Genomic DNA, 25,392 nt, shown 5'->3' with positions numbered 1-25,392 from the left:
GGTTGGACGTGGCACGCAGCCCCGAAAGGCCCCCTGCGGGGGTGCGGTTGGGTCTAGCGGCCCTGGTTGGCCACAGCCTTGATGGCGTCGGCCGCGGCGTCCGCGTCCAGGTACTGTCCGCCGCGGGTGACCGGGGTGAAGTCCTCGTTCAGTTCGTACACCAGCGGGATGCCGGTGGGGATGTTCAGGGAGGCGATGTCCTCGTCGCTGATGTGGTCCAGGTGCTTGACCAGGGCGCGCAGCGAGTTGCCGTGCGCGGTGACCAACACGGTCTTGTGGGCGGAGAGGTCGGGCTTGATCTCGTCCTCCCAGTACGGAAGCATGCGATCCAGGACATCCTTGAGGCATTCGGTGCGCGGTGCATCGTCGCCCAGGTTCGCATAGCGCGGATCGTTGATCTGGCTGAACTCCGAGTCGTCGGCCAGCACCGGCGGCGGGGTGTCGTAGCTGCGGCGCCATTCCATGAACTGTTCCTCGCCGTATTCGGCCAGGGTCGCTGCCTTGTCCTTGCCCTGCAGCGCGCCGTAGTGGCGCTCGTTCAGGCGCCAGCTGCGCTTGACCGGGATCCAGCTGAGGTCGGCCGCCTCCAGTGCCAGATTGGCGGTGACGATGGCGCGCTTGAGCAGCGAGGTGTGCAGCACCGCCGGGGCCAGACCGGCTTCGGTGAGCAGCTGCCCCCCGCGGGTTGCCTCGGCGCGGCCTTTCTCGGTGAGCGTGACGTCGTACCAGCCGGTGAACAGGTTCTTTTCGTTCCACTCGCTTTGCCCGTGGCGCAGCAGGATCAGGGTGTAAGTCATGGACCCCATTCTAGGACGAGTGAAGTGCCTTACTTTATTCCGTGACGTGTTCCGGGCGCGGTGCCCGACACTTTAGTCTTGAAGCAATGGTTCAGAAAGCGACTCGGCTCGGCGGACGGTCGAAGACCGGTCGCCCGCTGGGCAATACCACCCGCGGAACCACCAACCCCAATCGCATGCGCCGCGTTGACCGCTGGCTGACCGGTCCCCAGGCCTGGCGCCTGCGCCCCGGCGTCACCGGGGCCCCGCCCATCGCCGTGGATCTTGGCTACGGGGCATCGCCAAGAACCGCCGTCGAGTTCTTCGACCGCGTGCGCTCCGTGTCCCCCCTGGCCCAGGTCGTCGGCATCGAGATCGAACCCGAACGCGTGGCCCGCGGCACCGCCCTGGCGCTTGAGGGCCTGGACTTCCTCCTCGGCGGGTTCGAGATCCCCATTGATTCCCAGGCCACCGTGATCCGCGCCTTCAACGTGCTGCGGCAATACGACGAGGCCGACGTGCCAGGCATCTGGGAGACCATGGCCCGGCGGCTGACCGAGCACGGCGTGCTCATCGAGGGCACGTGCGATGAGATCGGCCGGCGCAGCTCCTGGGTCGCCGTGACCAAGGACGGCCCGCAAACCCTGAGCATCTCCCTGCGCTTCGGCGCCTTCACCCTCCCTTCCGATGTCGCCGAGCGCCTGCCCAAGGCGCTGATCCACCGCAACATCGCCGGCGAACGCATCCACGACTTCCTCGCCGCGGCCGATGCCGCGTGGCTTTCCGCCGCGCCGCTGGCCTCCTTCGGCAACAAGCAGCGCTTCGTGGCCATGTGCCGGAGCCTGCGCGCATCGGGCTGGCCGATCTGCGACTCGGCCTCACGCTGGCGCCTGGGCGAGCTGACAGTGAAGTGGGAGGCAGTGGCCCCGCGCAGCGGCGCGCTGGCCCTGGCGGAACCCAACTAGCCAGCACCGGATTTTGCGCTCCCACGGGGGGGTGCAATCGGTCCCGCGCGGCCCCATACTTGATCCATGGTCAAAGGTGATGGACGGCCGGGGAAGCCACTGGTCTTGCTGCTTAGCGTGATTGCCGCACTCGTACTCGTGTCGGTGGTTGTGGTGCTCACCCGGGGCACACCGAGACCGCTTGACGCCGGCACCCCCGCCGGGGTGGTGCAGGGATACGTGACCGCCGTCATCGGCGGCGACGAGGCTGCGGCCGCCGACTTCCTCGAGCCCGGGCAGGACTCCCGGTGCAAGGGATTCGAGTCGATCGCCCCCGAGCGGAACATCCGGGTCGCACTGGTGTCCACAACCCAGCGCGAAAATACCGCCGACGTCGTGGTCTCCATTTCCTACACCAACGTCGGCGGTCCCTTCGGCAGCCCCGAGTATGCCAGCGAGGAATCCTTCGACCTGTCCCTCGTTGAAGGACAGTGGCTGATCTCCAACGCGCCGTGGCCGTTGCTCGTCTGCCAGGGCCAGGAATTTGCGCCATGAGCGCCCCAGACGCTGCCGGGAGCCGTGCGGCGGCCCCCGCATTGGGCACGCTTCGCCGCATCATTCTCTACGTGCTCTTGTTCGCCCTGGTTGCCCTCACCGCCTCCGGCGTGGGCGGACTGCTGGGCAGGTTGTTCACCGCGCCTGACGTGATCGCGTTCAACGATTCCTCGTCGCTGGCACTCTCGCTGGCCCTGACCCTGGTCGGCGGCCCGCTGGGTGCCGTGGTGTTCTGGGCCTCGTGGCGGTTGCTGGCAGATCCGGCCGAACGCCGAGCCACGGCCTGGGGCATCTACGTCTCGGCGATGTACGTTACTTCGCTTCTCACCGCGACCAGCTTCGGCATCGGCGCCCTTGCGTCCCTGGCCGGCGGGGACACAGGTTCCTGGACGTCCTCTCTGGCCACAGGCCTGGCCTGGGCCGGGGTTTGGGTGTGGCATCGGTGGATGCTGGGCCACCGAACGCGTGGCCCCTTGGCACTGGCGAAGGTCCCGCACGTGCTGGGCACCGCCGTGGGGCTGGTGATCGGCCTGGGCGCAAGCACCACCGTGCTGGGTGTGCTCTTCGAACGGGCGATCGGGGCGGGAGGGGAGCTGGCAGTCATCGGGGCGCCCTGGTGGCGCGCCGCCCTCGGGCTGCTGGTCTGGGCCGCCGGCGGGATCCTGATCTGGTGGTGGCACTGGGTCCGCGAGGGCGCCCGCGAGCTGCACACCACGCTGTCCGGGGTGGGCCTGGTGGTGATCGGCGTCGGCGGGTCCGCGATCCTGGCCCTGGGCGGGGCAGGCGTCCTGCTGTTCGTGCTGCTGCGCCTGGCACTTGAGGGCACCGACCCGGTGCCGGTGCTGCTGGAGCCGGCACCCGAGGCCCTGGCCGCGGCGCTGCTCGGCACGCTGTCCTGGCTCTACCACGCCCGGATCGCCCGGGGGCGGCCGGCACCGGTCCCCGCGGCGGCCGGGCTGGCAATTTCCGGGATCGCCCTGGCCGCTGCTGCCTCGGGCATCGGGGTCGCCGTCAACGCGGCCCTGGCCACGGGTACCACGCAGTTGGGCGGCACAGACGCCACCGAGCTTCTGCTGGCGGGCCTCAGCTCGCTGGCGATCGGCGGGCCGCTGTGGTGGTTCACCTGGCATCCGACCCGGCCCTCGGACCCGCACGGCCGGCGGATCTATCTGGTCCTGGTCTTCGGGATCAGCGCCGTGGTTGCCCTGGTGACGCTGCTGGTGATCGGCTTCCGACTCTTTGAATTCATGCTGGGGGATGCCGCCGGTTCGGGCCTGCTCGAACGCGTCCGCGCTCCCCTGGGCCTGCTGGTGGCCACCGGGCTGGTGGCCGGATACCACTTCGCACTCTGGCGGCACGCCCGCGCGTCGGCGCCGGCAGCGGCCGAATCGGCGGACATGGCCGGGCGCAAACGAGGCATCGGCGAGGTGGTGCTGGTGGCCGGCGCGGATGCCGACGAGCTCGCCGCGGCGATCCGCGAGCACACCGGCGCGGCTGTCACGGTGCTGCGGCGCCACGACGCACCGGACGGGATGCTCTCCCCCGCGCAGCTCTTCCGGGTCCTTGAAGGCGTCGAGGCCGAGCGTGTCCTGCTGCTGGCAGGACCGGAGGACCGCCTCGAGGTCATCGAGCTGGCGGCCGGGACCCGCCGCCGGGCCTAGGCCCGGGGAGTGCAACCCCGCGGCAAACGCGGATCGCGGCCCCCGTCCGCCCCCCTTCGAGGGGGGTGGACGGGGAACCGCGATCCGGGAGCGTGGCCGGCCAAGGTGCGCCGGATAACGCTTAGTAGGAGTAGCCGCCCTTGCCGGAAACGGCAGGCTTGACGTCGGCCAGGTACACGCACGCTATGCAGGCACCGATGAGCTGGAAGATTCCGCCGCCGCCGCCGGAGAGCACCGACAACACGCAGACCAGGGTCGCGGCCGCAGTCATTCCCATCCAAAACGGCTTAGTGCGCTTGTTTTCGCGCTGGTAGTTGGCCGCCGGGTGGCGCACTGCGTCAATCAGCGCCACGAGGGCCAGCACCGCAGCCAGGACACCGAGGGCGAACAGGAGAACATCCTCGAACATGTGGGCAAGAATCATGGATTCAGCTTAGCCGCGTTCGCCCAGCGCCGCGCTCAGGTCGGCGTGCAAGTCCTCGACATTTTCGATGCCGACGCTCAGGCGCACCAGGTTCTCCGGCACCGTGCCGGGTTCGCCCGGGTGGCGCCGGCGCCGCTCGGCCAGGGATTCGACCCCGCCCAGGGACGTTGCGGGGGTCCACAGCTTCAAGGCCGCGAGCATCGCGTCGGCGGCCGCCGCGCCGCCGGCAATCTCGATGCCAATGATGGCGCCGAAGCCATCCAGCTGCTCCGCCGCACGTTGGTGTCCGGGGTCCTGGGGCAGGCCGGGGTAGCGCACCCTGGATATCGCAGGGTGCTCGGCCAGGCGCCTGGCGAGTTCCATGGCGTTGGCCTCGGCCCTGTCCAGGCGCAGGGCCATGGTCCGGATGCCGCGCAACGTCAGCCAGGCCTCGAACGGGCCGGGGATCGCCCCGTGCAGGGTACGCATGCCGTGCAGTCGGGAACGCAGCTCGGGGTTGCGGGTCACCACGGCGCCCAGGACCACGTCCGAGTGGCCGCCCATGTACTTGGTGGCCGAGTGCACCACGACGTCGGCACCCTGCTGCAGCGGGCGCTGTCGCAACGGGGTGGAGAAGGTGTTGTCCACCACCGTGAGCACGTCCGCCTCGCGGGCGGCGGCGAGCAGCACCGGCAGGTCGGCGACCTCGAGCATCGGGTTGGTGGGCGATTCCAGCCAGGCCATGTCCGCCCCGGCAAGGGCAGCAATGACCGCGTCGGTGTCGGCCAGGTCCACGCGGCGCACCGTGAGCCCGAGCGTGCCCTCGAGCTCGGCGACCAGCGAGAGCGAGCCGTTGTAGGCGTGGGACGGGATCACGATGGTGCCGCCAAACGGCAGCAGGGACAGGGCCGCTGCCACCGCGGCCATGCCCGAGGCGTAGGCCAGGGCCGGGAGTTCGCAGTCCTCGAGTTGGGCGATGGTTTCTTCCAGCGGGTCCCAGGTGGGGTTGGTGAAGCGTCCGTAGACCTTCTCCCCGGCTCCGGGCTCCCCCAGCGAATGGAAGGTGGAGGAAAGCACGATGGGCGGGTTCACGGGCTGGTCAACGGCATGCGGCGGGCGTCCGGCGGACACCACAATGGTGTCCGGGGCCCACGCCGCGGATTCTGGGCGGGTCATGATTTTTAGGTTACTCCCTGGCCCGGCCCGCGCCCCAGCCGATGACGCGCGCCAACGTGCACACGATGAACCGGCAAGGGCCCGGTGCGGATAGGCTAGAAGACGTGAGCAACGCGCAGCCAAACCCCGTCAACGCAGGCCGCTTCATCGTCTTCGAGGGCGGTGACGGGGCAGGAAAATCCACGCAGGCAGCCCTGCTGGTCCAGACCCTGCGCAAAAACGGCCGCACCGTGCTGCACACCCGCGAGCCCGGCGGAACCCCGATCGGCGAAAAGCTGCGCTCCCTGGTCCTTGACCACGGGCAGGGCACCGTCGATGCGCGCACCGAGGCCCTGATGTACGCCGCGGCCCGCGCCGCCCACGTCGAACAGGTCATCCGCCCCGCCCTGGAAATCGGCACCATGGTCGTCTGCGACAGGTTCATCGATTCGTCCCTGGCCTACCAGGGCATCGGCCGGGAGCTGGGCGAGGACGCGGTGCGTTCCATCAACGAGTTCGCCACCGGCGGGCTGCAGCCGGATCTGACGGTGTTGCTGGACGTGACCCCGGCGGCCGGACGCTCCCGCCGCACCGTGGGCGCCGACGGCAAGCCGCTGGCCGAGGACCGCCTCGAATCCGAACCCGACGAGTTCCACGCCCGCATCCGCGATGCCTTCGTGCACTTCGCGGCCCGCGAACCCCGGCGCTACCTGGTCCTGGATGCCGCCGCCGGGGTCCAGGCGCTGGCCTCCACCATCGAGGAAGCCGTCGCCGCGACGCTCCAGGGGCGGGAATCCTAGCCATGGACGTCTGGGACGACCTGCCGGGACAGGAAAAGGCCATCACCGCGCTGCGCCGCGCGGTCGCCGAGGGCAACCCCGCCCACGCGTGGCTGTTCACCGGCCCTCCGGGCTCCGGGCGCTCGAACGCCGCCCGCGCCTTCGCCGCCGCCCTGCAGTGCCAGGTGCCCGATGCCGCCGCGCGCGGCTGCGGGCAGTGCAAGGCCTGTGTCACGGTGCTGGCGGGCACCCACCCGGATGTCGCGCTGATCACCACCGAGAAGGTCAACTATCAGATCGTTGACGTCCGCGAGCTGATCACCAAGGCCCAGGACCGACCCTCCACCGCACCCTGGCGCGTGATCATCGTGGAAGACGCGGACCGGATGACCGAGCGCACCACCAACGTGCTGCTCAAGTCCATCGAGGAACCGCCCCCGCACACCATTTGGATCCTCTGCGCCCCCTCGCCGGCCGACGTGCTGGTGACCATCCGCTCGCGCTGCCGCTCGGTCTCCCTGGCCGTGCCCACGCGCGAGTCGGTGGCGGCGCTGCTGGTGCGCCGCGACGGGCTCTCGGCGGAGCAGGCCGAGTTCGCGGCCCGCATCTCCCAGTCGCACATCGGCATTGCCCGGCGCCTGGCCCGCGATGCGGAGGCACGCCGCCGCCGCGACACGACCGTGCGCCTGCCATTGCGCATCCGCACCGTCTCCGACGCGGTGATGGCCGCGGCGGAGCTCGTGGAGCTTTCCACCGCCGAGGCCACCGCCTCCTCGACGGAACGTGCCGAGGCCGAGGCCACGGCACTGCGCACCGCACTGGGCCTGGAGGCCGACGCCCCTGTGCCGCCACAGCAGCGCAGCGCGTTCAAGGCCTTGGAAGAGAACGCCAAGCGCCGCGCCAAGCGTGCCACCAACGATGCGCTTGACCGTTCGCTGATCGACATGACCACGTTCTTCCGCGACGTGCTGATGCTGCAGCTGAATGCCTCCACGGAGCTGGTCAACGACTACCTCGCCGATCCCCTGCATGCCTACGCCAACGCCTCGCGGCCCGAGGCCACGGTGGCAAAGATCGATGCGATCGCCGAGGCCCGGTCGCGCATCGGCGCCAATGTGGCCCCGTTGTTGGCCATCGAGGCCATGATGGTCACCCTGCGTCCGGCCAAATAGCCTTCGCCCCGATTCACTCCACTTTCCTATCCCGTTCCGCACAGCCCGCACCCCTAGGAGCCTGAAGCCCGCATGAGAGCACCTCGCCGCCACCTGTCCGTGATAGCCGTGCTGGGTTCCCTGGCCCTGCTGCTGGGCGCCTGCTCCACGGCAACCGCCCCGGCGCCGGCCCAGAACATCGAGTCGGCACCGGCAGCCACGGCTCCCGACAGCGCGGCCACCGGGACCCGGGCCGCGGTCCCGGCTGGCCTGGAAAAGTTCTATGCACAGGAACCGGACTGGACCTCCTGCGGCGGTGCGCTGCTGTGCACCGAGCTGAGCGTTCCCATGGACTACGCCAACCCGTCCGGGGACACCCTGACCCTGGCGCTGAACAAGCGCCCCGGCGACAAAAACGCCGCCGGCTCACTGCTGGTGAACCCCGGCGGCCCGGGTGCCTCGGGGCTGGAGACGGTCCGCGACGCGGTCCCGACCATGTTCGGCCAGGAACTGCAGCGCGGCTTCGACGTCATTGGCTTCGACCCGCGCGGGGTCGGTTCCTCCACGCCCGTCAAATGCGAGACGCCGGCCGAGCAGGACGCCGGCCGCGCCGAGCAATTCGATCCCGGCACCGACGCGGGGCTTCAGGAAATGCGTCAGGCGAGCGCCGAGTATGCGGCGCTGTGTGCCGAGCGCACCGGTGCCGCGTTGGGCTTTGTCGACACCGTTTCCGCCGCACGCGACATGGACGTGATGCGCGCGGTGCTTGGGGATGCGAAGCTGAACTACCTGGGCTACTCCTACGGCACCGCGCTTGGTGCCCACTACGCGCAGCTCTTCCCGCAGAACGTGGGCCGCCTCGTGCTCGACGGGGCGCTTGACCCCACGCTGGAGAACGACGAGATCACCATGGGCCAGGCCATCGGGTTCGAAAACGAGATCCGCGCCTACATGCAGGATTGCCTGGACTCGGGCGACTGCCCCTTCACCGGCGAGCTCGAGGACGCCCTGACCCAGCTGCAGGGCCTCTTCGACGAGGTGGAGGCCGAACCCCTGGTCGGCAGCGACGGACGAAGCGTCCCGATCATCGACTTCGTCAACGGATTCATCGTCCCGCTCTACGACAATTCCACCTGGCCGATGCTCACCGAGGGACTTCGCAACGTGATTGCCGGGAACGTCGATGACATCCAGTACTTCGCCGACCTCACCGCCGGACGCGAGTCCGACGGCAGCTACACCGGCAACGGCACCGCAGCGTTCACCGCCGTCAACTGCCTCGACTACCCCATGAACGCCGATGTCCCCACGATGCGCGCCGGGGCCCAGGAGCTGGTCCAGGCGGCCCCGACCATCGGCAAGTACCTGGCCTACGGCGCGGCGGGCTGCCAGGACTGGAAGCACCCGGCCACCGGAAAACCCGGAAAGTTGACCGCGGAAGGGGCCGCGCCGATCGTGGTCATCGGCACCACCGGGGACCCCGCCACCCCCTATGCCTGGAGCCAGGCGCTGTCCGAACAGCTCGCCTCGGCCTCGCTGGTGACCTACGAGGGCCATGGGCACACCGCCTATGGCCGTTCCAACGGCTGCATCGCCGACGCCGTGGAATCCTACTTCCTTGACGGCACGGTTCCGGCCGACGGATTGACCTGCTGACGAACACTGTCACCGAGTCGTTTTGACCGCTGCCGATAGGCTCCTATAAAGTAGTCACTTGTGGTGCTTGCGCGCCACGGTGCCTCCTTAGCTCAGTTGGTAGAGCGTCTCACTCGTAATGAGAAGGTCGCCAGTTCGATTCTGGCAGGAGGCTCGTTGTTTGGACACGAGGGTCCGTCACCATCAGGTGACGGACCCTCGTGCGTTGTCTAGGTTTGGGGTCCATGGATGAACGCGATCGCATGGTCCACCGCCTTCTTGAACGCATCGTTGCGCAGCCTGATTTCTGCCTCCAGCGGGGATTCCACATAGTCGGTGATCCCCGGACGCAGCAGCCAGATGCCTCCAGCGGGCGGCAGGTAGATAACGGCAAAACAGCGGTGCTCTTCCTCCACCGTCCACATTGGAACCACCGCCAGCGCGGCCCCCGAATCCGCATTGATCCATTGCGCTCGGGGCAACGGAAATTCATGGATTTCGGGATCCAGGAACGGCGCCGCCCCCTTTCCCCAGCGCTCCTCAAAACGCTCAAAGAACTCGGGTAGCAATGGCGCATCGTAACGGTGCCAGGAATTCATTTAGCTCCTCCCCTCCTAGTCGAAGTCCACTTCAGCGGCCCGACTACCACTTGCGGATGGCGCGTCGCCGAGAACTGGACACGTAGTTTGATACCCGGTGCCGTGTTTTCCGAGCGAAGTTCTCGATCGTACAACGATCGAGACTCAGGATTGCCCAAGACCGCGTAGGCGTCCGTTGCTTCCTGAAGCAGGGATCGTTCGAGCCGTTCCTGCTCGACGCCGTGGGGTGCAGGCCGTGTGTCGGGATGATGCATGCGCAGCTGGAATCGGTATGCACGCGATATCTCCTCGGCGGTGGCTTCGGGGCCGAGCCCAAGAACCGAATATGGGTTGCAAAAGTCCACGAGTGCGCCTTTCTGCTCAACCGCCCCGGTCAGATGCTCAATCGGGGCCCTCCGGTTTGGTAGCGGGCGACCCCGGGCCCAAACAGGGCCCGGGGCTGCCCGCAGGGAACGGCATCAATCCCGGCCTATTGCTGGTGTGCCATGCAGCGAACGCCCCATGACACGGCGCCCGGAGCCAGCCGTCCCCGTCCGGTAAATCATCCATCGAAGATCAGGCGTTGATCGACTGTCGCCCGGGGTCTTGGCTGGTGATCGCGATCTTGCGCGCCTTCGCCTGTTCGGCGACAGGGACCCGGAGTATCAGCACGCCCGCATCGTAGCTGGCTTCGATCTTTTCCGTATCCAGGTTTTCACCCAGTACCAGCTGGCGGCTGAACACGCCCCGAGGACGTTCGGCGGCAAGGATCTCCACGTCTCCGTCCAATGCACCGCGCTCGGCCTTGACCGTTACGACGTTGTTTTCGACATCCAAGTCGATCGATTCATGACTGACGCCTGGCAGGTCGAACTCGATTTGGAATATGTCGCCGTCCCGCCATGCATCCATGCTCATGGCCGCCGGCCTGGTCGTAGTTCCCCAAACCTGCTGGGCGAGCTTGTCGAGTTCGCGGAACGGGTCTGAACGCATCAACATTATTCTCTCCTTCACAGTTTTGTCGTTTTCCGACCCACTGCCATGTGTAGCAGTGGGTATTAATTTTTTAGCACCGCAGCAACTCCTGCGCAAGCAAAAGAATCCTGAGAATTCGATGGATTTTCGACACGTTGCTGGTCGTCGATGCAGGGTGCGTCGGCCGCGCGCGGGTATGGGACCTGGCCCCTACCTCTCGGAAGTTCCTGTTCAGATTCCGGCGCATTGCTCCTTCAACCACCTCGGGTGCGCATGAGCCGGAGTAGAGAAAAGGGGGAGCTCGCTGCTCACCGCTGCGGAATGGATTGCCGTGACGGGCAACCTCAGTCCACGCTCGGGGGAAAAGGCGGCCGCATTCAAAGACGGTTGAAGGAGCGGGCCCAACACGCTCGGAGGGCAATCCATCCGTGGTTCTATAGGGGGCATGGGCGAATCGAGGACGACCCGAAGCCTGACGCTCTCCGACGGACTGGCGGTGTTCGTCGGACTCGCCGCTGCGGTGGTGCTGTTCCTCCAGCCCGGGGCTGCGGCAGATTGTCCGGTAGCCGACCTGGACGGGAAACTGAAGCCCGTGTCCGTGTCCGTGTCACTGTTGCTGCTCGGCCGGGCGCCAGTGGTTTCCGGGCAACTGTGCCGAAAGTGACCACGGGAAGCCGGGCTATGTCTTAAATGTGTGTGGGGACCCGGCAGCGGGTCCCCACACACATTTGTCTTCTCACTCTCCCGCGGAATGGGGAAGTGAATTTGTCGCCTAGGCGAAGTCGCTGACTGCCGGGTCGGCGGCGATGCGGCCCTCGGCGCCCTTGTCCAGGGCGTTGATTGCGGCAATGTCAGCGGCATCCAGCGACACGCCCAGGCCTGCCAGGTTCTCCATGATGCGCGAAGGGGTCACCGACTTCGGGATGACCACGTTGCCCAGGGCCAGGTGCCAGGCAATGACGACCTGGGCGACGCTGGCGTTGTGCTTTTCGGCAATGGCCACCAGTGCCGGGTCGTTGAGCAATTCATTGCCCTGGCCCAGCGGCGACCACGACTGGTGCAGGATTCCCTTGGCTGCCTCGAATTCGCGCAATTGCGCCTGCGGGAAGTACGGGTGGGTTTCGACCTGGTTGATCACCGGCAGCACGCCGGTGGCTTCCTCGAGCTCGGCGAGCGCCTCGACGGTGAAGTTGCAGACGCCGATGGACTTCACGCGACCGGACTTCTGCAACTCGACGAGCGCACGCCAGGTGTCCACGTACTTGCCCTGCTTGGGCTGCAGCCAGTGGATCAGGTACAGGTCGAGGTACTCCAGACCCAGGCGTTCCATGGATGCGTCGAAGGCAGCCAGGGTCGAGTCGTAGCCCTGGTCCGAGTTCCAGACCTTGGTGGTGATGAACATGTCCTCGCGGGGCACCTCGGTCGCGGCAATGGCGCGGCCGACGCCCTCCTCGTTGCCGTAGATGCGGGCGGTGTCGATGTGGCGGTATCCGGCGGCGAAGGCCTGCTGGACCACGTCGGTTGCGACGTCGTCTTCGACCTTCCACACCCCGTAGCCAAGCTGGGGAATGGTGTTGCCGTCGTGGAAGGTGAGATCTGGGGATACAAGGTTTGTCATGATTCCCATCCTGCCACCGTGCATTGACAGGCATTGGCGGAGGCGGGAATGATCAGCGCTGGGCGAAACCCGGTGCCCCGCAGTCCGAACCCTTAGTGCTTGGCCATTTCGGCCTCTGCCGCACTGATGCCGTCGGCCACCAGATCCGCGCGCATGGCAACGTTTTCCAGTCCCGCCGACGCATACCCCCAGCGTTCCCCGTCAAGGCGCGCCATGGCGGCGACCTGCGCGGTGGTGGCCAGGTCGTTGGCGGCCTTGGACAGCAGCCGGTGCACGGCGTAGAGCTCGTGGGGAACGTTCTCGCCGGTGCTCGGGTTCTTGGCCTGGGCGGCGACGCACACGACGCGCACCCGCTCCTGGAGCTCGGCCAGGTGGTTGGCGATCAGGATCAGGGCATTGTGCAGGTCGTCGTCCTCGATGCCCTCGAGGACCTGGTGCACCCGATCCAGCGAGCGCCCGAACCTGTCATAGGCACGGCGCCAGACCCCGTCGCCGAGTTCCTTGTTGTCGCGGCGTGCGCCACGAACGGAGGAGAACAGCCCCATCTACGTGTTTGCCTTTGTTATTGCCATGACGTCCCCCGGTGGTTCAAGATGCCCGAGGAACAAGTCGTTACCCGTGTTGCCACTTTCAAGTCTAGAGGTATTGCCCGAACCCGGTCTCTCCCTCGACGCCCGGACCCTGCGTGGGATGCTCGGGGCCGGGAGCTGTTCCAGGACCTCCCTGCGGCATGCGTTCGGGCTCGCCCTGCTCGTTGATGACGATCCCGGGGGCCACCTGGGTGCCCGGGGGAAGCTGGCGCATGGCCATGCGCTGGGCCAGCTGCTGGTTGACCAGCTGCTGGGCGGCCATGGCCGCTTGCAGTCCGTGGAAGACGCCTTCGAGCCAGCCGACCAGCTGGGCCTGGGCCACGCGAAGCTCGGCCTCCGAGGGTGTCTCGCCGTCGGCGAAGGGCAGCCGGATGCGGTGGAGTTCCTCGGCAAGTTCCGGGGACAGCCCGGTCTCCAGCTCGTGGACGGAGCGTTCATGGATGTCGGCCATTCGGGTGCGGGCTTCCTCGTCCAATGGTGCAGTACGCACCTCTTCAAGCAGTTGCTTGATCATCCCGCCAATGCGCATGAGTTTGGCAGGCTCGCCAATGCTCATCACGTGCACGTTGTCCTTGCCGAGGGCATGAACGCCCGGGGCGCCGGGGGCGTTGCCGGGACCGGGTGCGCCGGGCTGCTGGGCGGGACCCGTGGGTTGGGCGCCCGGGCGGGTGCCGGCCTCGGCCGACGCCTGGTATGGCCACGCCGCGTCGTCGGGCGCGGGAGTGTTCGATGCAGCGGTGGGATCGGGGATCTGTTCACTGTGCTCGCTCATGGCTCCATCTTGCCATGCACTCCCCCGGTCCGGCAGGAGGTTTTCGTTGTTGATTCAAAGCCCGCCGTGGTTCCTGGCCCGCAAGGCCGTTCCCTGCCGGCCCTGCGGGAACCCGGGCAAACGCCACGGGGCCGGCGGACAGAGTGTCCACCGGCCCCGCGACCCCTATGCACCGATGCGCAGAACGCGGATCAACAGCACCGACCCTGCGGGTTCTTCTCCTGCCAGTCGGTGTAGTCGCGCCAGAACTCGCGCTCGCCCATGGGAGCGACACCCGGATGCGTGCGGGCCTGGTGTTCGAGGTACACCCGGTATTTGTCGGCCCCGAGCACCCCCTCGAGATAGCGCACCATCCCCCGGGCCGCTTTGCCCGTCACGGCCATTCCGCGCGCCAGCGCCGAAGCACCGGCAACTTGCGGGGTTCCGCCTGCGGTGTCCATGCTCAGTGGCCCCCGCGTGCAATCTGGTGCTCCGGAGGAACCTGCTTCCAGGCCTTCTCCAGTTCCTTCTCCGCCGGAGAGGAAACCAGTCCGCTCGGTGCATAGATCTTTGAGGGGATTTCCGGATCCTCGGTGTTCCTGCCACCGCCGTTGGGGTAGGCCCGGATGGTGGCGATGATGGCAGTGATGATCACGATCAGCGAAAGCACCAGGAAGATCACCGAGAGCCAGCCCTGGACGCCGGTGTTCCGCACCACTGCTTCCATGGCCTCGACGTTCTTGGCCGAACCGAAGCTGGTTTCCCCGCGTTCCAGCGCGCCCTTGTGCGCATTGTGCTGCGCGAAGTAGCCCACGGCCGGGACCGTGGAGAAGATCTTCAGGAACGAGGCGTACACGGTGATCACGGTGGCGAACGCCAGCGGCAGTACCACGACCCACAGGTACTTGAAGTTCCCGCGCTTGGCCACGATGGTCATGACCACGGCCAGGGCAATGGCCGCCAGCAGTTGGTTGGAGATGCCGAAGAGCGGGAAGAAGGTGTTGATGCCGCCCAGCGGGTCGGTGACGCCGAGGATCAGGATGTACCCCCAGGCAGCGACCATGATGGCGGTACAGACCCACGCCCCGGGACGCCAGGAGGTGTCCTTGAACTTCGGGATGAAGTTGCCGATGGTGTCCTGCAGCATGAAGCGGGCGACGCGGGTTCCTGCATCCACCGCGGTGAGGATGAACAGCGCTTCGAACATGATGGCGAAGTGGTACCAGAAGCCCATCATTGCTGCCCCGCCGAACCACTGGTTCATGATGTGCGCGATGCCCACGGCCAGGGTCGGGGCGCCGCCGGTGCGGGAGACCACGGATTCCTCGCCCACGCCTGCTGCCAGCTCGGTGAGCATGCTCGGGGTCAGGTTCACGCCGGTCAGGCCCAGGGAATTCACGAATGCCACGGCGCCCTCAACGGTGCCGCCGGTGGCCGCGGCCGAGGAGTTCATCGCGAAGTAGATGCCGCGGTCAATGGAGATCGCCGCAACCAACGCCATGATCGCCACGAAGGATTCCATGAGCATGCCGCCGTAACCCAGGAAACGGGTCTGCCTTTCCTTTTCCACCATCTTCGGGGTGGTGCCCGAGGCAATCAGGGCGTGGAACCCGGAGAGGGCGCCACAGGCAATGGTGACAAAGAGGAACGGGAAGAGATGCCCGGCAACCACCGGGCCCTTGTCGGAACCGGCGAACTCGGAGATGGCAGGAACGCTGATCTCCGGGCGGACCACGATGATGGCAACTGCGAGGAGGCCGATGACACCGATCTTCATGAACGTGGAAAGGTAGTCGCGCGGCGCCAGCAGCAGCCACACCGGAAGCACCGCGGCAATGAAGCCGTAGACGATGATGAACCAGGCCAGGGTGGTGCGGTCCATGTGGAAGAGCTCGGCGCCCCACGCGGATTCGGCAACCCAGCGACCGGAAATGATCGCGAACATCAGCAGCACGAAGCCGATCAGGGAAATTTCCATGACCTTGCCCGGGCGGATGAAGCGCAGGTAGACACCCATGAACAGGGCGATCGGGATGGTCAGGCCAACCGAGTAGACGCCCCAGGCCGATTCGCCCAGCGCGTTGACTACGACAAGGGCCAGGATGGCGACGATGATGACCATGATGGCAAGGGTCGCGATCAGGGCCGCGGTGCCCCCGATGACCCCGAGCTCCTCGCGGGCCATCTGCCCCAGCGAGCGTCCGCCGCGGCGCATCGAGAAGAACATGACCAGGTAATCCTGGACCGCGCCGGCCAGGACCACGCCGATGATGATCCAGATGGTGCCCGGAAGGTAGCCCATCTGCGCGGCGAGGATCGGGCCGACCAGCGGACCGGCGCCGGCAATGGCGGCGAAGTGGTGCCCGAAGAGCACGCGGCGGTCGGTCGGCATGAAGTCGCGGCCGTTGTTGTTGTATTCGGCAGGGGTCGCCCGGAAGTCATTGGGCTTGGCGATCTTGCGCTCAATGAACTTGGAGTAGAAGCGGTAGGCCACCAGATAGGTGCAGACCGCGGCGAAGACGAACCAGATGGCGTTGATGGTCTCCCCGCGGGAGAACGCCAAGATGGCCCAGGCGACGCCGCCGAGCAGCGAAATCGCCACCCACAGGGCAATCTTGGCCGGAGTCCATTTTCGTTCCTCGGCCTCCGCAACTTGCGGGTCGACACCTGCCGGGGGAAGCTCTGGAGCCGAAGGTTGAGACGTGCTCATGTTTTCCTCTCACGTGACTGATGGATCGGACAATGCGAGTGATCCTTGGGCGCGTGCCGCGGATTTAAGTGGTCCGCGACACCGCCCCTTGTGATACACCGTAGTCCGTGGGAAAAACTGTTTCAGAGCTTTACGATGATTTTCCCCGTGTGATTCCCCGAATCGAAGTATTCATGCGCCAAACGGGCCTCGGTGAAGGGGAAACGACGGTCCACCGACAGGTCGAGCTTGCCGCCGGCCAGCAGCGGGAGCGCATGCTTCTTCACCGCAGCGACGATCTCCTCCTTCTGGCCCAGCGGCCTGGCGCGCAGCGTGGTGCCGATGACCCTGGCGCGCTTGGTCATCAAGGCCCGGATATCCAGCTCGGCCTTGGCCCCGCCCTGCAGTCCGATGACCACCAAGGTCCCGCCCGTGGCCAGGATGCGCACGTTCGCCTCCAGGTACTTGGCGCCCACGACGTCCAGGATCACGTCCACCCCGGCGCCGTCGGTCAGCTCCAGGGCGCGAGCGGCGAAGTCCTCCTCGCGGTAGTTGATTCCGGCGTGGGCGCCGAGCGCCAGGCAGTGGGCGATCTTTTCCTCGCTGGAGGCCGTCACCAGGACCTTGGCCCCTGCAGCGGCCGCCAACTGGATGGCCATGGACCCGATGCCTCCGGCCCCGCCGTGCAGCAGCACGGTGTTCCCGGCAGTGAGCCCGGCTTCCAGGAAGAGGTTGGACACCACGGTGCCGGCGACCTCCATGAAGCCCGCGGCATCCACCAGATCCACGACCTGCGGGACCTCGAGAACCAGCCCGGCGGGAACCGTCACGTATTGGGCGTAACCGCCGCCGGCCAACAGTGCGCAGACCCGCTGGCCCACGGCGAACCCGACGGCGCCCTCGCCCAACGCCTCGATGGTGCCCGAGACCTCCAACCCGGGAATGTCGCTGGCACCGGGAGGCGGCGGGTAGACGCCCCGGCGCTGTTGCACATCGGCGCGGTTCAACCCGAAGGCCGCCACCTTGACCAGCACCTCCCCTGGCCCGGGGACCGGCATGGGCCGATCGACCTCGACCAGCACCTCGGGTCCGCCTGCACCCTGGTATTCAATGGCACGCATCATCGTCATGGTCATCTCCCATTTTCCTTCGATTCACTCGCGGGCGTGGCCCGGCGGCCCGTGCCTCCGGGTCCCGGTACCCGCGTTTTGTCTTCTTGGGGCCACTCTAACCGCCAGGAATTTCCGGCTCCCGTTTGTGACCGGCGGGGTGTGGCGGTCCGGCGGCACCCTCCGGCTGGCGTATACTTTTTTGGTCTGGATGGTTGTCCGAGCGGCCTAAGGAGCTGGTCTTGAAAACCAGTGTGCGGTAACCCCGTACCAAGAGTTCAAATCTCTTACCATCCGCTCAAATAGAAAGCCCCTACTTCCCTTTATTTCAAAGGAAGTAGGGGCTTTTCTTATTTCTGGGAATAGGTACTTTGAACACATTTTGAGCACAAGTCACTTTGAGACTGCGGCATCCAGGGCTATTGCTACGGCGTCCAAATCGTCATCAAACAGTTCCGCGTACACATCCAGAGTCATTGCCGCCGAGCTGTGTCCAAGCATTCTTTGCACTGCCTTTACGTTTGCTCCTGCACTCACCGCGAAACTTGCGGCCGAGTGCCGAAGGTCATGCGGCGTCACTCGTGGAACCTTGGCCGCTTGTACCGCTGCATCCATCCAAGACACGCGATTCTTCCCCGTGTGCGGTGGCCTCATGTAGTACCCAGCAACGCCGGGAAACACGAGATCATCAGAATGCTTCTTGTGACAGGCTTCATCAATCGCCTTGGATAGGAACCTTGGATAAGGCACCGTGCGCCGCTCGTGGCCCTTGGGCGTTCCTACGTGAATTTTCCCGTCCACCCGAACCGCGTTTTGCTCGATTCTTATACGGCGCTTGATCGGGTCAACATCTTTGACCCGCAGCGCCACGGCTTCACCCCACCGAAACCCGCAGTAGGCCAGCACGCGCACCAACGTAGGGTACTTGGACACATCGGCCAACCTGCTCACGTCGTCATGGCTCAGGTAGACGTGGGGCTTCTTCTTTCTTCTCGGAAGCTCAACGCCCCGAGCGGGATTGACCGGCAACCGTCGATCCCTAACCGCTTCATCCAGGATCGCAGCCAGGACACCATAAGCGCGGATTACCGTTGCAGCCGCCTTGCCCTTGACTGGGGGTTTGGCCTTGGCATCTCCGACTGTCAGCCCAGTAACCCAAGCTTGCACGTCACTGTGAACAATCTCCGATATCGACTGTTTGCCCCATACCGGCTCAACGTGGAGTCGCCAAGCTATTTCCAGCGGCCTGAAAGATGACGGCTTGAGTTGCCTCTTTCGATTTAGCCAGCCGGGGCCAAGCTCTGCAACGGTGGCCCTGGCAAGTGTCGGGTCTATGTATTCGCCGCGCAGTTTGGAGACTTCGACGGTGGCCGCGAAGGCTTCGGCATCCCGCTTGGTTCGAAAGCCCCGCTTCATTGTTTGTGTACGGTCTGGCTTCCGGTAGCGAACCATGTACCGCTTACCGGACTGGTTCACATATGACTCAATCGTTGCCATTGTAAATCCAGCCTTCAATCATGCCCAGATCTCGCGCCTTCTTTATCCACTTTGTGGCAGTCGTCCTGGGCAATGGATCAAGGTTTTCGCCCGCGAAAATCTGCTGCACATAGAGCGCAGGAGCCAAGCCAATCAGCCGTCCGAGCGAATAGATATCAGCTACATATCCCAACGTTGCACGCTCAGGGCCCCTAAGACGGAGATTTTCCAGTTCTTCGTCAGGTAGGCGAATCGAATTTCCTACCGTCACATGGATTTCGTCATTGTTTTCAGATGCAAAGAATTCGCGGTGGTATTCCAGATGCTTCACAATGGCCGACCGCCACAGATTTTTGACATTCACGGCACGCAGGTCAGTTGACGTTATTTCTTCTCCAATAAGGGAAGAGACAGTTATTGCCGTAGGTCGCAGCATGTTTTCCACCAGCTCGACACGGAAGGAAACGCTCTGCCCCTCGGTTGGGACGTGAACGACCGCCAACGTGCCGGGCAGGTCAATAACTACAGGACCAAGAACCCAACGTAAGGCTTCGGCGTCGGGGGTATACGAGGACTCAACTTCCAATTCGGACATGCACTCATTCTTGCAGAGTGGTTCACTGGTGACAACCCAGACCCTCAATGGTTCACATTTGACATATATGAATCACTAACCGTAGAGTCTCTCTTGTCAACACTGAACCACTAGGAGGAAAAGTGGAAGATCTTCTACATAAGCCAGAAGACGTAGCCGAGTACCTGGGCACTTCGGTTGGAAGCCTGGCGCAGATGCGCTACCGGGGCAGCGGCCCCAAGTTCGTGAAGCTCGGTAGGAAGGCAGTCCGCTACCGGGATTCCGACATCAAGGAATGGCTAGAACAGAACGTGAAAGCCCGAACCTAACAATCTACCTACTGGCCCACGGTCGGAGGAACCGCCCAAATGAACTATGCCCAGTTACAGGCAGAGCTACGGGGAATGTCTAAGCGGGATGCAGTGGATCGACTGCATGAGCACGCGGACACAAAATCTCGTAGTTGGTGCGAACGGAATTTACAGCACTTAATGGCGCTGGATCACGAAACGTTCGCCCGAGCCATTGTCTACGCCGACCCAGTCGGCAATGCGGTAGCAATCAACCGGGACGCGGGAAGAACCTCCCTACGCCCCTCAGACAAAAAACACGGCCTCGGAACCGTCGCCAAACAATGTTCCGAAGCCGCCCAAACCGAACACCTCGAAAGAGTTTGATCAACATTTCTAAGCATACATTTACCCCCGGCCAACGTATCCGGGTGTTCCCGTCCGGCGAAACTGGCACCATTTCCAAGCCCACGCCGCTGTTCGATGAACTGCCCGCTAGGTTCGTGCCCATTCACCTAGACAGTGAAAACAATGTCCGGCCCTGCGCCGCCGATAATCTCGTGACGCTGGAAAAAGTCGCCGTCATCGAGCCGTGCAGCCCGTGGGAAAAACTGGCAACACCGGAACACTCCGAGACTGCCGAGCCCATGCCCGATATCGAGGCGATCACCGACGTGGAATTAATCGAAGAACTCTCCCGCAGACGTAACGATCATGAGGCTGTGGCAATGACCGCATGGCTGGCTAAGCCCATCGGGCACCACGCCAGCACGTGCGAGCGGACTCACCGTATGATCTGCGCTATGCAGATCGTACGCACACGGCAATCTGCTTACTCGGTCGGTCTTCTTGCCGACGAGATAGGCACCCCGCGTTCAACCCTCAGGGCTCGGTTGAACGGCACAGGCATCATCACCGTAACGGACATTTGCCGCATTTCAATGGCCTATGGCGTTCCAATGCCAGACCTCTACGCCCTTGCAGAGAAGGGTGAAATCAAGTGAAACGCGCTTTCCAGGTCACCGTACAAGGTGTGTTCTACATGGCCTGCATCTCTGTAGCACTCATTGTCTGCGCCCTGCCCTCGTTGGTCACCGGCCCATTCTGACAGGAGCGCTCCACCATTGACCCAGCAACCCTCAGACGCTGGGCAAGACCCCGAAGCCGCATATCTTGAACAGCTCATGCGCACAGACAAAACCGCCTGGGAGCTGTTCCGCTACGGCTATGAAGCGGGGCTGGCCCGAAGCATCGACCATGAACACCTAGCCCGGATCATCCGAGCCATGGAACTCAACTATGGAGAGATAAAACCCATCGTCAAATCCACCGCGGACTTTATCGATGTGCTGTCTCACAGACAGAAAACTCAACCCAACACAACGCACCTGAGGAGGAACGCGATATGACGGAACCTCTCACGACTAAGCGCGTCCTATTGACGCCCGCAAGCCAAATCAAAACCCGTCGCCAGAAATGGTTCTGGGAGCCGTATAAAGGCCAAGGCGTCATTCCTCTGGGCACTGCCACCATTGCGGCAGGAAAAGGAGGGGAGGGAAAGACAACGTTCATGCTCGACCTCGCCGCCCGTGGCAGCCGTGGGGAGCTTCACGGCGACCTTCACGGGCAGAAGATAGCAACGATCATTATCGGCCCTGAGGATGACTGGGACACAGTAATGGTGCCCCGTCTCAAGGCAGCCGGTGCCGATCTGGATCGGGTTTACAAGATCGACGTGGAAACAGCGATTGATGACCACGTGGCCCAGACACGTTCGATCAAGTTTCCATTAGATGTGGACATGATCGAAGATGCCATGACCGAGACGGGCGCGAAACTTCTCATTGTTGACCCTGCCCCGTCTCTTATGCAGGGCGACATGAATAAAGTTCAAGACGTTCGACAATCCTACGAACCGCTTATTGCCCTTGCGCAGCGACACGAAATCGCCCTGGTGCTGATCAACCACTTCGGCAAGGGCGGGGGCAGCGTTTCCGCGAAGCTGTCAGGCTCTCACGCGTGGCGAGACCTCACACGGTCTTACCTGGCTTTCGCCACCGACGAAGAATCTGGGGAACGGATCTTTAGCCAGGACAAGAATAACTATGCCGAGTCGAAAGGCTCCTATAAGTTCGCCCTTGAATCGGTGGATGTGACCACGGATGACGGGGAAACCGCCAGTGTGGCCCGCGTGAATTTCCTAGGTGAAACCGACCAGACAGTCGGGGAAATTATCAACAGGGAATCAACGGGCGACGCTGACGACCAAGACGACAGGAATGCCGCCCAAGCATTCCTAATAGACCTCCTGAAAAACAAGGAAGCATGGGAGGCCCCAGCGCGTGATTGCCTCAAGGCTGGGCACGCGGCGGGCTTCTCTGAGAACGAAATCAAGAACGCCAGGAAGCGATGCAAGAACCCCCGCATCCATTCCGAAAAAAGCGCGTTCGGCTCCGGCTGGGTGTGGAGGGCCGAATTCAGCGAAGGAGTCACCCAAAACCCCCAAGGTGTCCAAGGTGTCACGCCTGAGCATATGACGCCTTCGGTGCCCCCTTCCGAAGAAGTCACCCAAGGTGTCATGCCCATGGAAGTGACTCCTTCGACACCTTGGACACCTTCGGACGGATGCAGGCTCCACAATCCAACCATCATCGGTTGCCACACCTGCGACCAAATCAAGGAAGGAGTGGCAGCTTGAAACCGCCCGTGGCCCCCGCCGATGACTGTTGGCACTGCGGCGGGTACCTGCCCCGCCGACTGCGCACCGGAGGAATTCACCAACTGTGCGCACACCACTATGACGAAATGGAGGCCAACTAATGGCCGAAAAATCTACCTACTCGACACGCCAGCTCCTCGCATGGCCACCAGCAGCCGCAGCGACCTAACCGCAGCAGACGGCACCCCAGAAGAACCACTACCCGCCACCCCGGCCGAAAACGAAGTAGGACAGCACCATGAGCACCGAAACCAACTCCCCCAAGCCCACTGACCCGACCGATTGGAAGGCCGAAGCCCGAAAATGGGAAAAGCGCAGCAAGGACAACCGCAACGAGCTTGAAGCTATGACAGGTAAGGTTAGCGACCTCGAAACCGCCAACAGCGAGCTAACCGACAAAGTAGCCAGCTACGAAACGCCAGCACCCGAACCTGAGGGGGGCGACCCGGCCGACGACGCCGACGCCGACGCGGACGGCGACCTCGAACCCGCTGCGCCGATCATCGAAGCGCCCCCGGAACCGCCCAGCGCCCCAATCATCGAAGGACAGGGCAATACGCCCGGCCCAATGCGTGAAGATCCAAACCGCCTAGCCGTGCGCCAATTGTTCGGCGGTCGGTAAATGGGAGCTGCAACCGAACCCAACGAGTGGGAAGCCTTCACATCCGCGGTGTTCAACGGCAACCCACCAGCGCCCGAACCTGAGCCGCCCCCCGACCTTACCGCGGCCCCGGTCATCGACGGCCAAGGCAACACACCCGCACCACCCGAAGGAATGCCCCGCGACACACGGGCACTGCTCAACCTAATCTCACTACCCGCGCTGCGCAGCTATTAGGCGCAACCCGAACCTCAAGCCGTCACAACCCCGTGGTGGCTTTTCTTATGCCAGAAAGGCAACATCATGGCCAGCACCGACCACAACAACCAATTCGCCAACCAAGCCGAAGGCGCAATCAAGCGCATGGGACTCGAAGGCTACACGCCCTACAAAGTGAAGCCGCTCAACCTGCCCGAACGCATTGAATCCGCCGAAGTCGCGGAAATCATCAACGCCAGCATTGCCGAGGGAAACGACCCGGCCGCAGATCCCGAAGTGCAGCACGTCATCGCGCGCCGCGGCATCATGGAATACACCGGATGGATTCGCACCCAGCAGGAAAACGACGAATCAGTCCTCCGCGTCCAAATGGTCAAGAAGCAAGCACCCGCCCTCATTGAAGAAATGAAGGCCAAGTTTGAAGCAGCCACCGACGAATTGCGCGAAGCCTACAAGGTGCTAGGCGCTGAACGGCTCTGGGACGAGAAGGCATCATGGCCCCCGCATGACCCCAAATGGCCTACCCGTGTCAAGGCCCGCGCTGCCATCTACACAACGGACACCATCATCAGCAATTGGTCATACCTGATGCAGACAATTTACGGGCAGATAGGCATCAATGCCGGAGTCCGGGTCTTTGCAATCCCCACCGCCGCCAACTACGAAATCCACCGCAACGAGCTGGCAAGTGGCAAACGCAGTGATTGGAGCACAACTGGTGTTTACGACATGTTGATTATGGGCGTAGAGGTAGACCTAGCCACCACCTACGCCGAGGTACACGAGCGCGTGCAGACACTCGATGCTGTCTTGAATGCCCGCCGCGAACTGAGGTAACCCGCAGGCATGGCAAAGCAGTAGCAAACGGATAGCAAACCGCCACGTTTGCTAACCAAAGTGTGGGCCAGCGCGACCAACGTTGGCCCACACAAAGCACCACGACCCCAGACGCGGAGCGGGCACACAAGCCCCATTAACGGACGCTCACACCAGCGCCCGGACAAGACCCGCGGCAACACAGCCAGGCCGCACAGCACTACGCAGCGGGCCAGCAAACCACACACCAGACAGACCCCAGGGGGGAGGGGGTCGCCCCCCCCGTCCTGCAGGCTCCCCCCTGGCATAGTGATCCATTTCCGGAGGGGCTGGATGAATCGCCCTATTTCCGTAGCAATATCCCCGTGTTTTCAATGAAAGGACACCAGAATGACTACAGGCAAGACCCCTAGAATGCCTCCCAACCTGAACGCAGGAGGCAAAAAGATGTGGCGAAGCGTAGTTGAAGACTACGATTTGGGCCCGCATGAGCTGACCCTGTTGCTTCAGGTTGTTCGCGCTGTTGACGCGCTGGACGCACTAGAAAGCGTCGTCCGGGCCGAGGGGGTCACGGTGACCACGCCGCAGGGGGTGAAGGCTCACCCTGCCCTTGTGGAGTCGAGAATGCAAGCCATTACTTTGGCCAAGCTGGTTGCCTCGCTGCGCCTGCCCCTCGAAGAAGACGAAGAGGCCGGGCGAACGGTTCAGCGCCGCGTTGGCGTCCGTGTATTGAAGGCCGTCTAGTGGCCCGGCGCAAGGTAAAGCCGCTCGTTTCCATCGTGGACGGCTCAGAGATTCCGGTTTGGGTGCTCGAATTTGAGCGTGAGAGCTGGGAAGGCGACTGCGGGTATCACCAGTGGAAGTCGTGGGACGCCGCCCGCACGGTTTGGGCGACTGAGAATCTGCCGGATGGCTATTCGTCGCTGCCATGGTGGGAGGGCCGTATTCCTTCTCGGCCATGGTCTGAAGTTCTCCCTACGCTCTAGGCGTCCCTAGTTTTTGAATCTTGGGCGTCAACGTCACGGCGGGCTGCAACAAGGCAAGTGCTAAGCGATGGTAGCGAGCGAACAGGCTAGTTTGCGATGACCTGCCAGCGCCCATGCGGTCGAGTAAAAGACGGGTGGATACTAGATAGAGGATTTTGTTTCCTTCCGCGCCCGGTATTGACTGCAAGACCAAGCCCCCCCAGTAGCTCATTTGATGAACTGGTCCCCGAAAGTTGGACTCGGTAAGTAAAAGTCTACGCAGCCAGTGCCTGGGCCCGGTATTTCATCGGGCTCAGGCACTCGAGCGTTAACGAGATGCGGTCATGGTTGTACCAGTGGATG

The 25,392-nt window shown here is 64.0% G+C and carries 29 protein-coding genes and 2 tRNA genes; 16 read left to right on the top strand and 15 right to left on the bottom strand.

Features of this window, described 5'->3' with window-relative positions:
• Nucleotides 1–53 precede the first annotated feature (53 nt).
• Nucleotides 54–797 (bottom strand): phosphoglyceromutase, encoded by a 744-nt coding sequence (locus ACLQ7E_RS15645; protein WP_411733504.1) that lies wholly within the window; start codon nucleotides 795–797, stop codon nucleotides 54–56.
• 86 nt (nucleotides 798–883) lie between these two features.
• Between ACLQ7E_RS15645 and ACLQ7E_RS15640 the strand changes: the two genes are divergently transcribed.
• The 3 genes from ACLQ7E_RS15640 to ACLQ7E_RS15630 all read left to right on the top strand — a co-directional run bounded on the left by ACLQ7E_RS15640 (nucleotide 884) and on the right by ACLQ7E_RS15630 (nucleotide 3,936).
• Nucleotides 884–1,741, top strand: coding sequence for a class I SAM-dependent methyltransferase (locus ACLQ7E_RS15640; protein ID WP_411733503.1), 858 nt, complete (start codon nucleotides 884–886; stop codon nucleotides 1,739–1,741).
• Between the two features lie 105 nt (nucleotides 1,742–1,846).
• Nucleotides 1,847–2,275 carry a hypothetical protein gene (locus tag ACLQ7E_RS15635; RefSeq protein ID WP_411733502.1) on the top strand — a complete coding sequence of 143 codons (429 nt, stop codon included), beginning with the start codon at nucleotides 1,847–1,849 and terminating at the stop codon, nucleotides 2,273–2,275.
• Complete coding sequence (locus ACLQ7E_RS15630; protein ID WP_411733501.1) at nucleotides 2,272–3,936, top strand: DUF5671 domain-containing protein; 1,665 nt, start codon at nucleotides 2,272–2,274, stop codon at nucleotides 3,934–3,936. The genes ACLQ7E_RS15635 and ACLQ7E_RS15630 overlap by 4 nt, the downstream gene beginning before the upstream one ends.
• Before the next feature lie 121 nt (nucleotides 3,937–4,057).
• Here ACLQ7E_RS15630 and ACLQ7E_RS15625 read toward each other — a convergent pair whose 3' ends face one another.
• Both ACLQ7E_RS15625 and ACLQ7E_RS15620 read right to left on the bottom strand, forming a co-directional pair.
• Nucleotides 4,058–4,360 carry a DUF2516 family protein gene (locus ACLQ7E_RS15625; protein ID WP_411733500.1) on the bottom strand — a complete coding sequence of 101 codons (303 nt, stop codon included), beginning with the start codon at nucleotides 4,358–4,360 and terminating at the stop codon, nucleotides 4,058–4,060.
• Nucleotides 4,361–4,369: 9 nt separating this feature from the next.
• Complete coding sequence (locus ACLQ7E_RS15620; RefSeq protein ID WP_411733499.1) at nucleotides 4,370–5,515, bottom strand: trans-sulfuration enzyme family protein; 1,146 nt, start codon at nucleotides 5,513–5,515, stop codon at nucleotides 4,370–4,372.
• Nucleotides 5,516–5,580: 65 nt separating this feature from the next.
• Between ACLQ7E_RS15620 and tmk the strand changes: the two genes are divergently transcribed.
• From tmk to ACLQ7E_RS15600, 4 genes are all read left to right on the top strand, one after another.
• The gene (gene tmk / locus ACLQ7E_RS15615; protein ID WP_411733498.1) at nucleotides 5,581–6,294 is read left to right on the top strand and encodes a dTMP kinase; all 714 of its coding nucleotides are present in this window, start codon (nucleotides 5,581–5,583) and stop codon (nucleotides 6,292–6,294) included.
• 2 nt (nucleotides 6,295–6,296) lie between these two features.
• Entirely contained in the window at nucleotides 6,297–7,445 is a 1,149-nt protein-coding gene (locus ACLQ7E_RS15610) for a DNA polymerase III subunit delta' (protein WP_411733497.1), read from the top strand.
• A gap of 72 nt (nucleotides 7,446–7,517) precedes the next feature.
• Nucleotides 7,518–9,080, top strand: a complete 1,563-nt coding sequence (locus ACLQ7E_RS15605; RefSeq protein WP_411733496.1) for an alpha/beta hydrolase — start codon at nucleotides 7,518–7,520, stop codon at nucleotides 9,078–9,080.
• Between the two features lie 81 nt (nucleotides 9,081–9,161).
• A tRNA-Thr gene (locus ACLQ7E_RS15600) sits at nucleotides 9,162–9,234 on the top strand.
• Between the two features lie 55 nt (nucleotides 9,235–9,289).
• Here the strand turns inward: ACLQ7E_RS15600 and ACLQ7E_RS15595 are convergent.
• The 3 genes from ACLQ7E_RS15595 to ACLQ7E_RS15585 all read right to left on the bottom strand — a co-directional run bounded on the left by ACLQ7E_RS15595 (nucleotide 9,290) and on the right by ACLQ7E_RS15585 (nucleotide 10,636).
• Complete coding sequence (locus ACLQ7E_RS15595; protein WP_411733495.1) at nucleotides 9,290–9,658, bottom strand: hypothetical protein; 369 nt, start codon at nucleotides 9,656–9,658, stop codon at nucleotides 9,290–9,292.
• Nucleotides 9,655–10,002 (bottom strand): J domain-containing protein, encoded by a 348-nt coding sequence (locus ACLQ7E_RS15590; protein ID WP_411733494.1) that lies wholly within the window; start codon nucleotides 10,000–10,002, stop codon nucleotides 9,655–9,657. Before ACLQ7E_RS15590 ends, ACLQ7E_RS15595 begins: the two co-directional genes overlap by 4 nt.
• A gap of 211 nt (nucleotides 10,003–10,213) precedes the next feature.
• The gene (locus tag ACLQ7E_RS15585) at nucleotides 10,214–10,636 is read right to left on the bottom strand and encodes an Hsp20/alpha crystallin family protein (protein ID WP_411733493.1); all 423 of its coding nucleotides are present in this window, start codon (nucleotides 10,634–10,636) and stop codon (nucleotides 10,214–10,216) included.
• Between the two features lie 421 nt (nucleotides 10,637–11,057).
• On the opposite strand from ACLQ7E_RS15585, the gene ACLQ7E_RS15580 reads away from it, so the two are divergent.
• Nucleotides 11,058–11,276, top strand: coding sequence for a hypothetical protein (locus tag ACLQ7E_RS15580; RefSeq protein ID WP_411733492.1), 219 nt, complete (start codon nucleotides 11,058–11,060; stop codon nucleotides 11,274–11,276).
• Nucleotides 11,277–11,384: 108 nt separating this feature from the next.
• On the opposite strand, the gene ACLQ7E_RS15575 is transcribed toward ACLQ7E_RS15580, so the two are convergent.
• The 6 genes from ACLQ7E_RS15575 to ACLQ7E_RS15550 all read right to left on the bottom strand — a co-directional run bounded on the left by ACLQ7E_RS15575 (nucleotide 11,385) and on the right by ACLQ7E_RS15550 (nucleotide 17,381).
• Nucleotides 11,385–12,230: an aldo/keto reductase gene (locus tag ACLQ7E_RS15575; RefSeq protein ID WP_411733491.1), complete on the bottom strand. Its 846-nt coding sequence runs from the start codon at nucleotides 12,228–12,230 to the stop codon at nucleotides 11,385–11,387.
• A gap of 92 nt (nucleotides 12,231–12,322) precedes the next feature.
• Entirely contained in the window at nucleotides 12,323–12,775 is a 453-nt protein-coding gene (locus ACLQ7E_RS15570) for a hypothetical protein (protein ID WP_411733490.1), read from the bottom strand.
• A gap of 91 nt (nucleotides 12,776–12,866) precedes the next feature.
• Nucleotides 12,867–13,592, bottom strand: coding sequence for a proteasome activator (locus ACLQ7E_RS15565; RefSeq protein ID WP_411733489.1), 726 nt, complete (start codon nucleotides 13,590–13,592; stop codon nucleotides 12,867–12,869).
• A gap of 191 nt (nucleotides 13,593–13,783) precedes the next feature.
• A complete protein-coding gene (locus ACLQ7E_RS15560) occupies nucleotides 13,784–13,975 on the bottom strand; it encodes a YbdD/YjiX family protein (RefSeq protein WP_411733506.1) in 192 nt (63 codons plus the stop codon).
• 59 nt (nucleotides 13,976–14,034) lie between these two features.
• On the bottom strand, nucleotides 14,035–16,281 hold the full coding sequence (locus ACLQ7E_RS15555) for a carbon starvation CstA family protein (RefSeq protein ID WP_411733488.1): 2,247 nt from the start codon (nucleotides 16,279–16,281) through the stop codon (nucleotides 14,035–14,037).
• A gap of 122 nt (nucleotides 16,282–16,403) precedes the next feature.
• Nucleotides 16,404–17,381, bottom strand: a complete 978-nt coding sequence (locus ACLQ7E_RS15550) for an NAD(P)H-quinone oxidoreductase (RefSeq protein WP_411733505.1) — start codon at nucleotides 17,379–17,381, stop codon at nucleotides 16,404–16,406.
• A gap of 197 nt (nucleotides 17,382–17,578) precedes the next feature.
• Between ACLQ7E_RS15550 and ACLQ7E_RS15545 the strand changes: the two genes are divergently transcribed.
• Nucleotides 17,579–17,666: transfer RNA gene (locus ACLQ7E_RS15545), tRNA-Ser, on the top strand.
• Between the two features lie 96 nt (nucleotides 17,667–17,762).
• On the opposite strand, the gene ACLQ7E_RS15540 is transcribed toward ACLQ7E_RS15545, so the two are convergent.
• Both ACLQ7E_RS15540 and ACLQ7E_RS15535 read right to left on the bottom strand, forming a co-directional pair.
• Complete coding sequence (locus tag ACLQ7E_RS15540; RefSeq protein ID WP_411733487.1) at nucleotides 17,763–18,866, bottom strand: tyrosine-type recombinase/integrase; 1,104 nt, start codon at nucleotides 18,864–18,866, stop codon at nucleotides 17,763–17,765.
• Nucleotides 18,853–19,440, bottom strand: a complete 588-nt coding sequence (locus ACLQ7E_RS15535; RefSeq protein ID WP_411733486.1) for a hypothetical protein — start codon at nucleotides 19,438–19,440, stop codon at nucleotides 18,853–18,855. The genes ACLQ7E_RS15540 and ACLQ7E_RS15535 overlap by 14 nt, the downstream gene beginning before the upstream one ends.
• Nucleotides 19,441–19,562: 122 nt before the next feature.
• Between ACLQ7E_RS15535 and ACLQ7E_RS15530 the strand changes: the two genes are divergently transcribed.
• From ACLQ7E_RS15530 to ACLQ7E_RS15500, 7 genes are all read left to right on the top strand, one after another.
• Nucleotides 19,563–19,748 (top strand): helix-turn-helix transcriptional regulator, encoded by a 186-nt coding sequence (locus tag ACLQ7E_RS15530; protein ID WP_411733485.1) that lies wholly within the window; start codon nucleotides 19,563–19,565, stop codon nucleotides 19,746–19,748.
• Between the two features lie 344 nt (nucleotides 19,749–20,092).
• On the top strand, nucleotides 20,093–20,713 hold the full coding sequence (locus ACLQ7E_RS15525) for a helix-turn-helix domain-containing protein (protein WP_411733484.1): 621 nt from the start codon (nucleotides 20,093–20,095) through the stop codon (nucleotides 20,711–20,713).
• Nucleotides 20,714–20,833: 120 nt separating this feature from the next.
• The gene (locus ACLQ7E_RS15520) at nucleotides 20,834–21,118 is read left to right on the top strand and encodes a hypothetical protein (RefSeq protein WP_411733483.1); all 285 of its coding nucleotides are present in this window, start codon (nucleotides 20,834–20,836) and stop codon (nucleotides 21,116–21,118) included.
• Nucleotides 21,115–22,407, top strand: coding sequence for an AAA family ATPase (locus ACLQ7E_RS15515; protein ID WP_411733482.1), 1,293 nt, complete (start codon nucleotides 21,115–21,117; stop codon nucleotides 22,405–22,407). The genes ACLQ7E_RS15520 and ACLQ7E_RS15515 overlap by 4 nt, the downstream gene beginning before the upstream one ends.
• 259 nt (nucleotides 22,408–22,666) lie before the next feature.
• Nucleotides 22,667–23,050 (top strand): hypothetical protein, encoded by a 384-nt coding sequence (locus ACLQ7E_RS15510; RefSeq protein WP_411733481.1) that lies wholly within the window; start codon nucleotides 22,667–22,669, stop codon nucleotides 23,048–23,050.
• A gap of 282 nt (nucleotides 23,051–23,332) precedes the next feature.
• Nucleotides 23,333–24,085: a hypothetical protein gene (locus ACLQ7E_RS15505; protein ID WP_411733480.1), complete on the top strand. Its 753-nt coding sequence runs from the start codon at nucleotides 23,333–23,335 to the stop codon at nucleotides 24,083–24,085.
• A 369-nt stretch (nucleotides 24,086–24,454) separates the two neighbouring features.
• Nucleotides 24,455–24,808, top strand: a complete 354-nt coding sequence (locus tag ACLQ7E_RS15500) for a terminase (RefSeq protein ID WP_411733479.1) — start codon at nucleotides 24,455–24,457, stop codon at nucleotides 24,806–24,808.
• Between the two features lie 496 nt (nucleotides 24,809–25,304).
• Here the strand turns inward: ACLQ7E_RS15500 and ACLQ7E_RS15495 are convergent, their stop codons facing one another.
• The gene (locus tag ACLQ7E_RS15495) at nucleotides 25,305–25,391 is read right to left on the bottom strand and encodes an IS3 family transposase (protein ID WP_411731500.1); all 87 of its coding nucleotides are present in this window, start codon (nucleotides 25,389–25,391) and stop codon (nucleotides 25,305–25,307) included.
• Nucleotide 25,392: the final 1 nt, after the last annotated feature.

It is taken from the genome of Paeniglutamicibacter sp., assembly GCF_046714615.1.
GTDB lineage: Bacteria > Actinomycetota > Actinomycetes > Actinomycetales > Micrococcaceae > Paeniglutamicibacter.
Note: the sequence above shows the minus strand (reverse complement) of the source record. Positions and strands in the feature narration are given on the sequence as shown.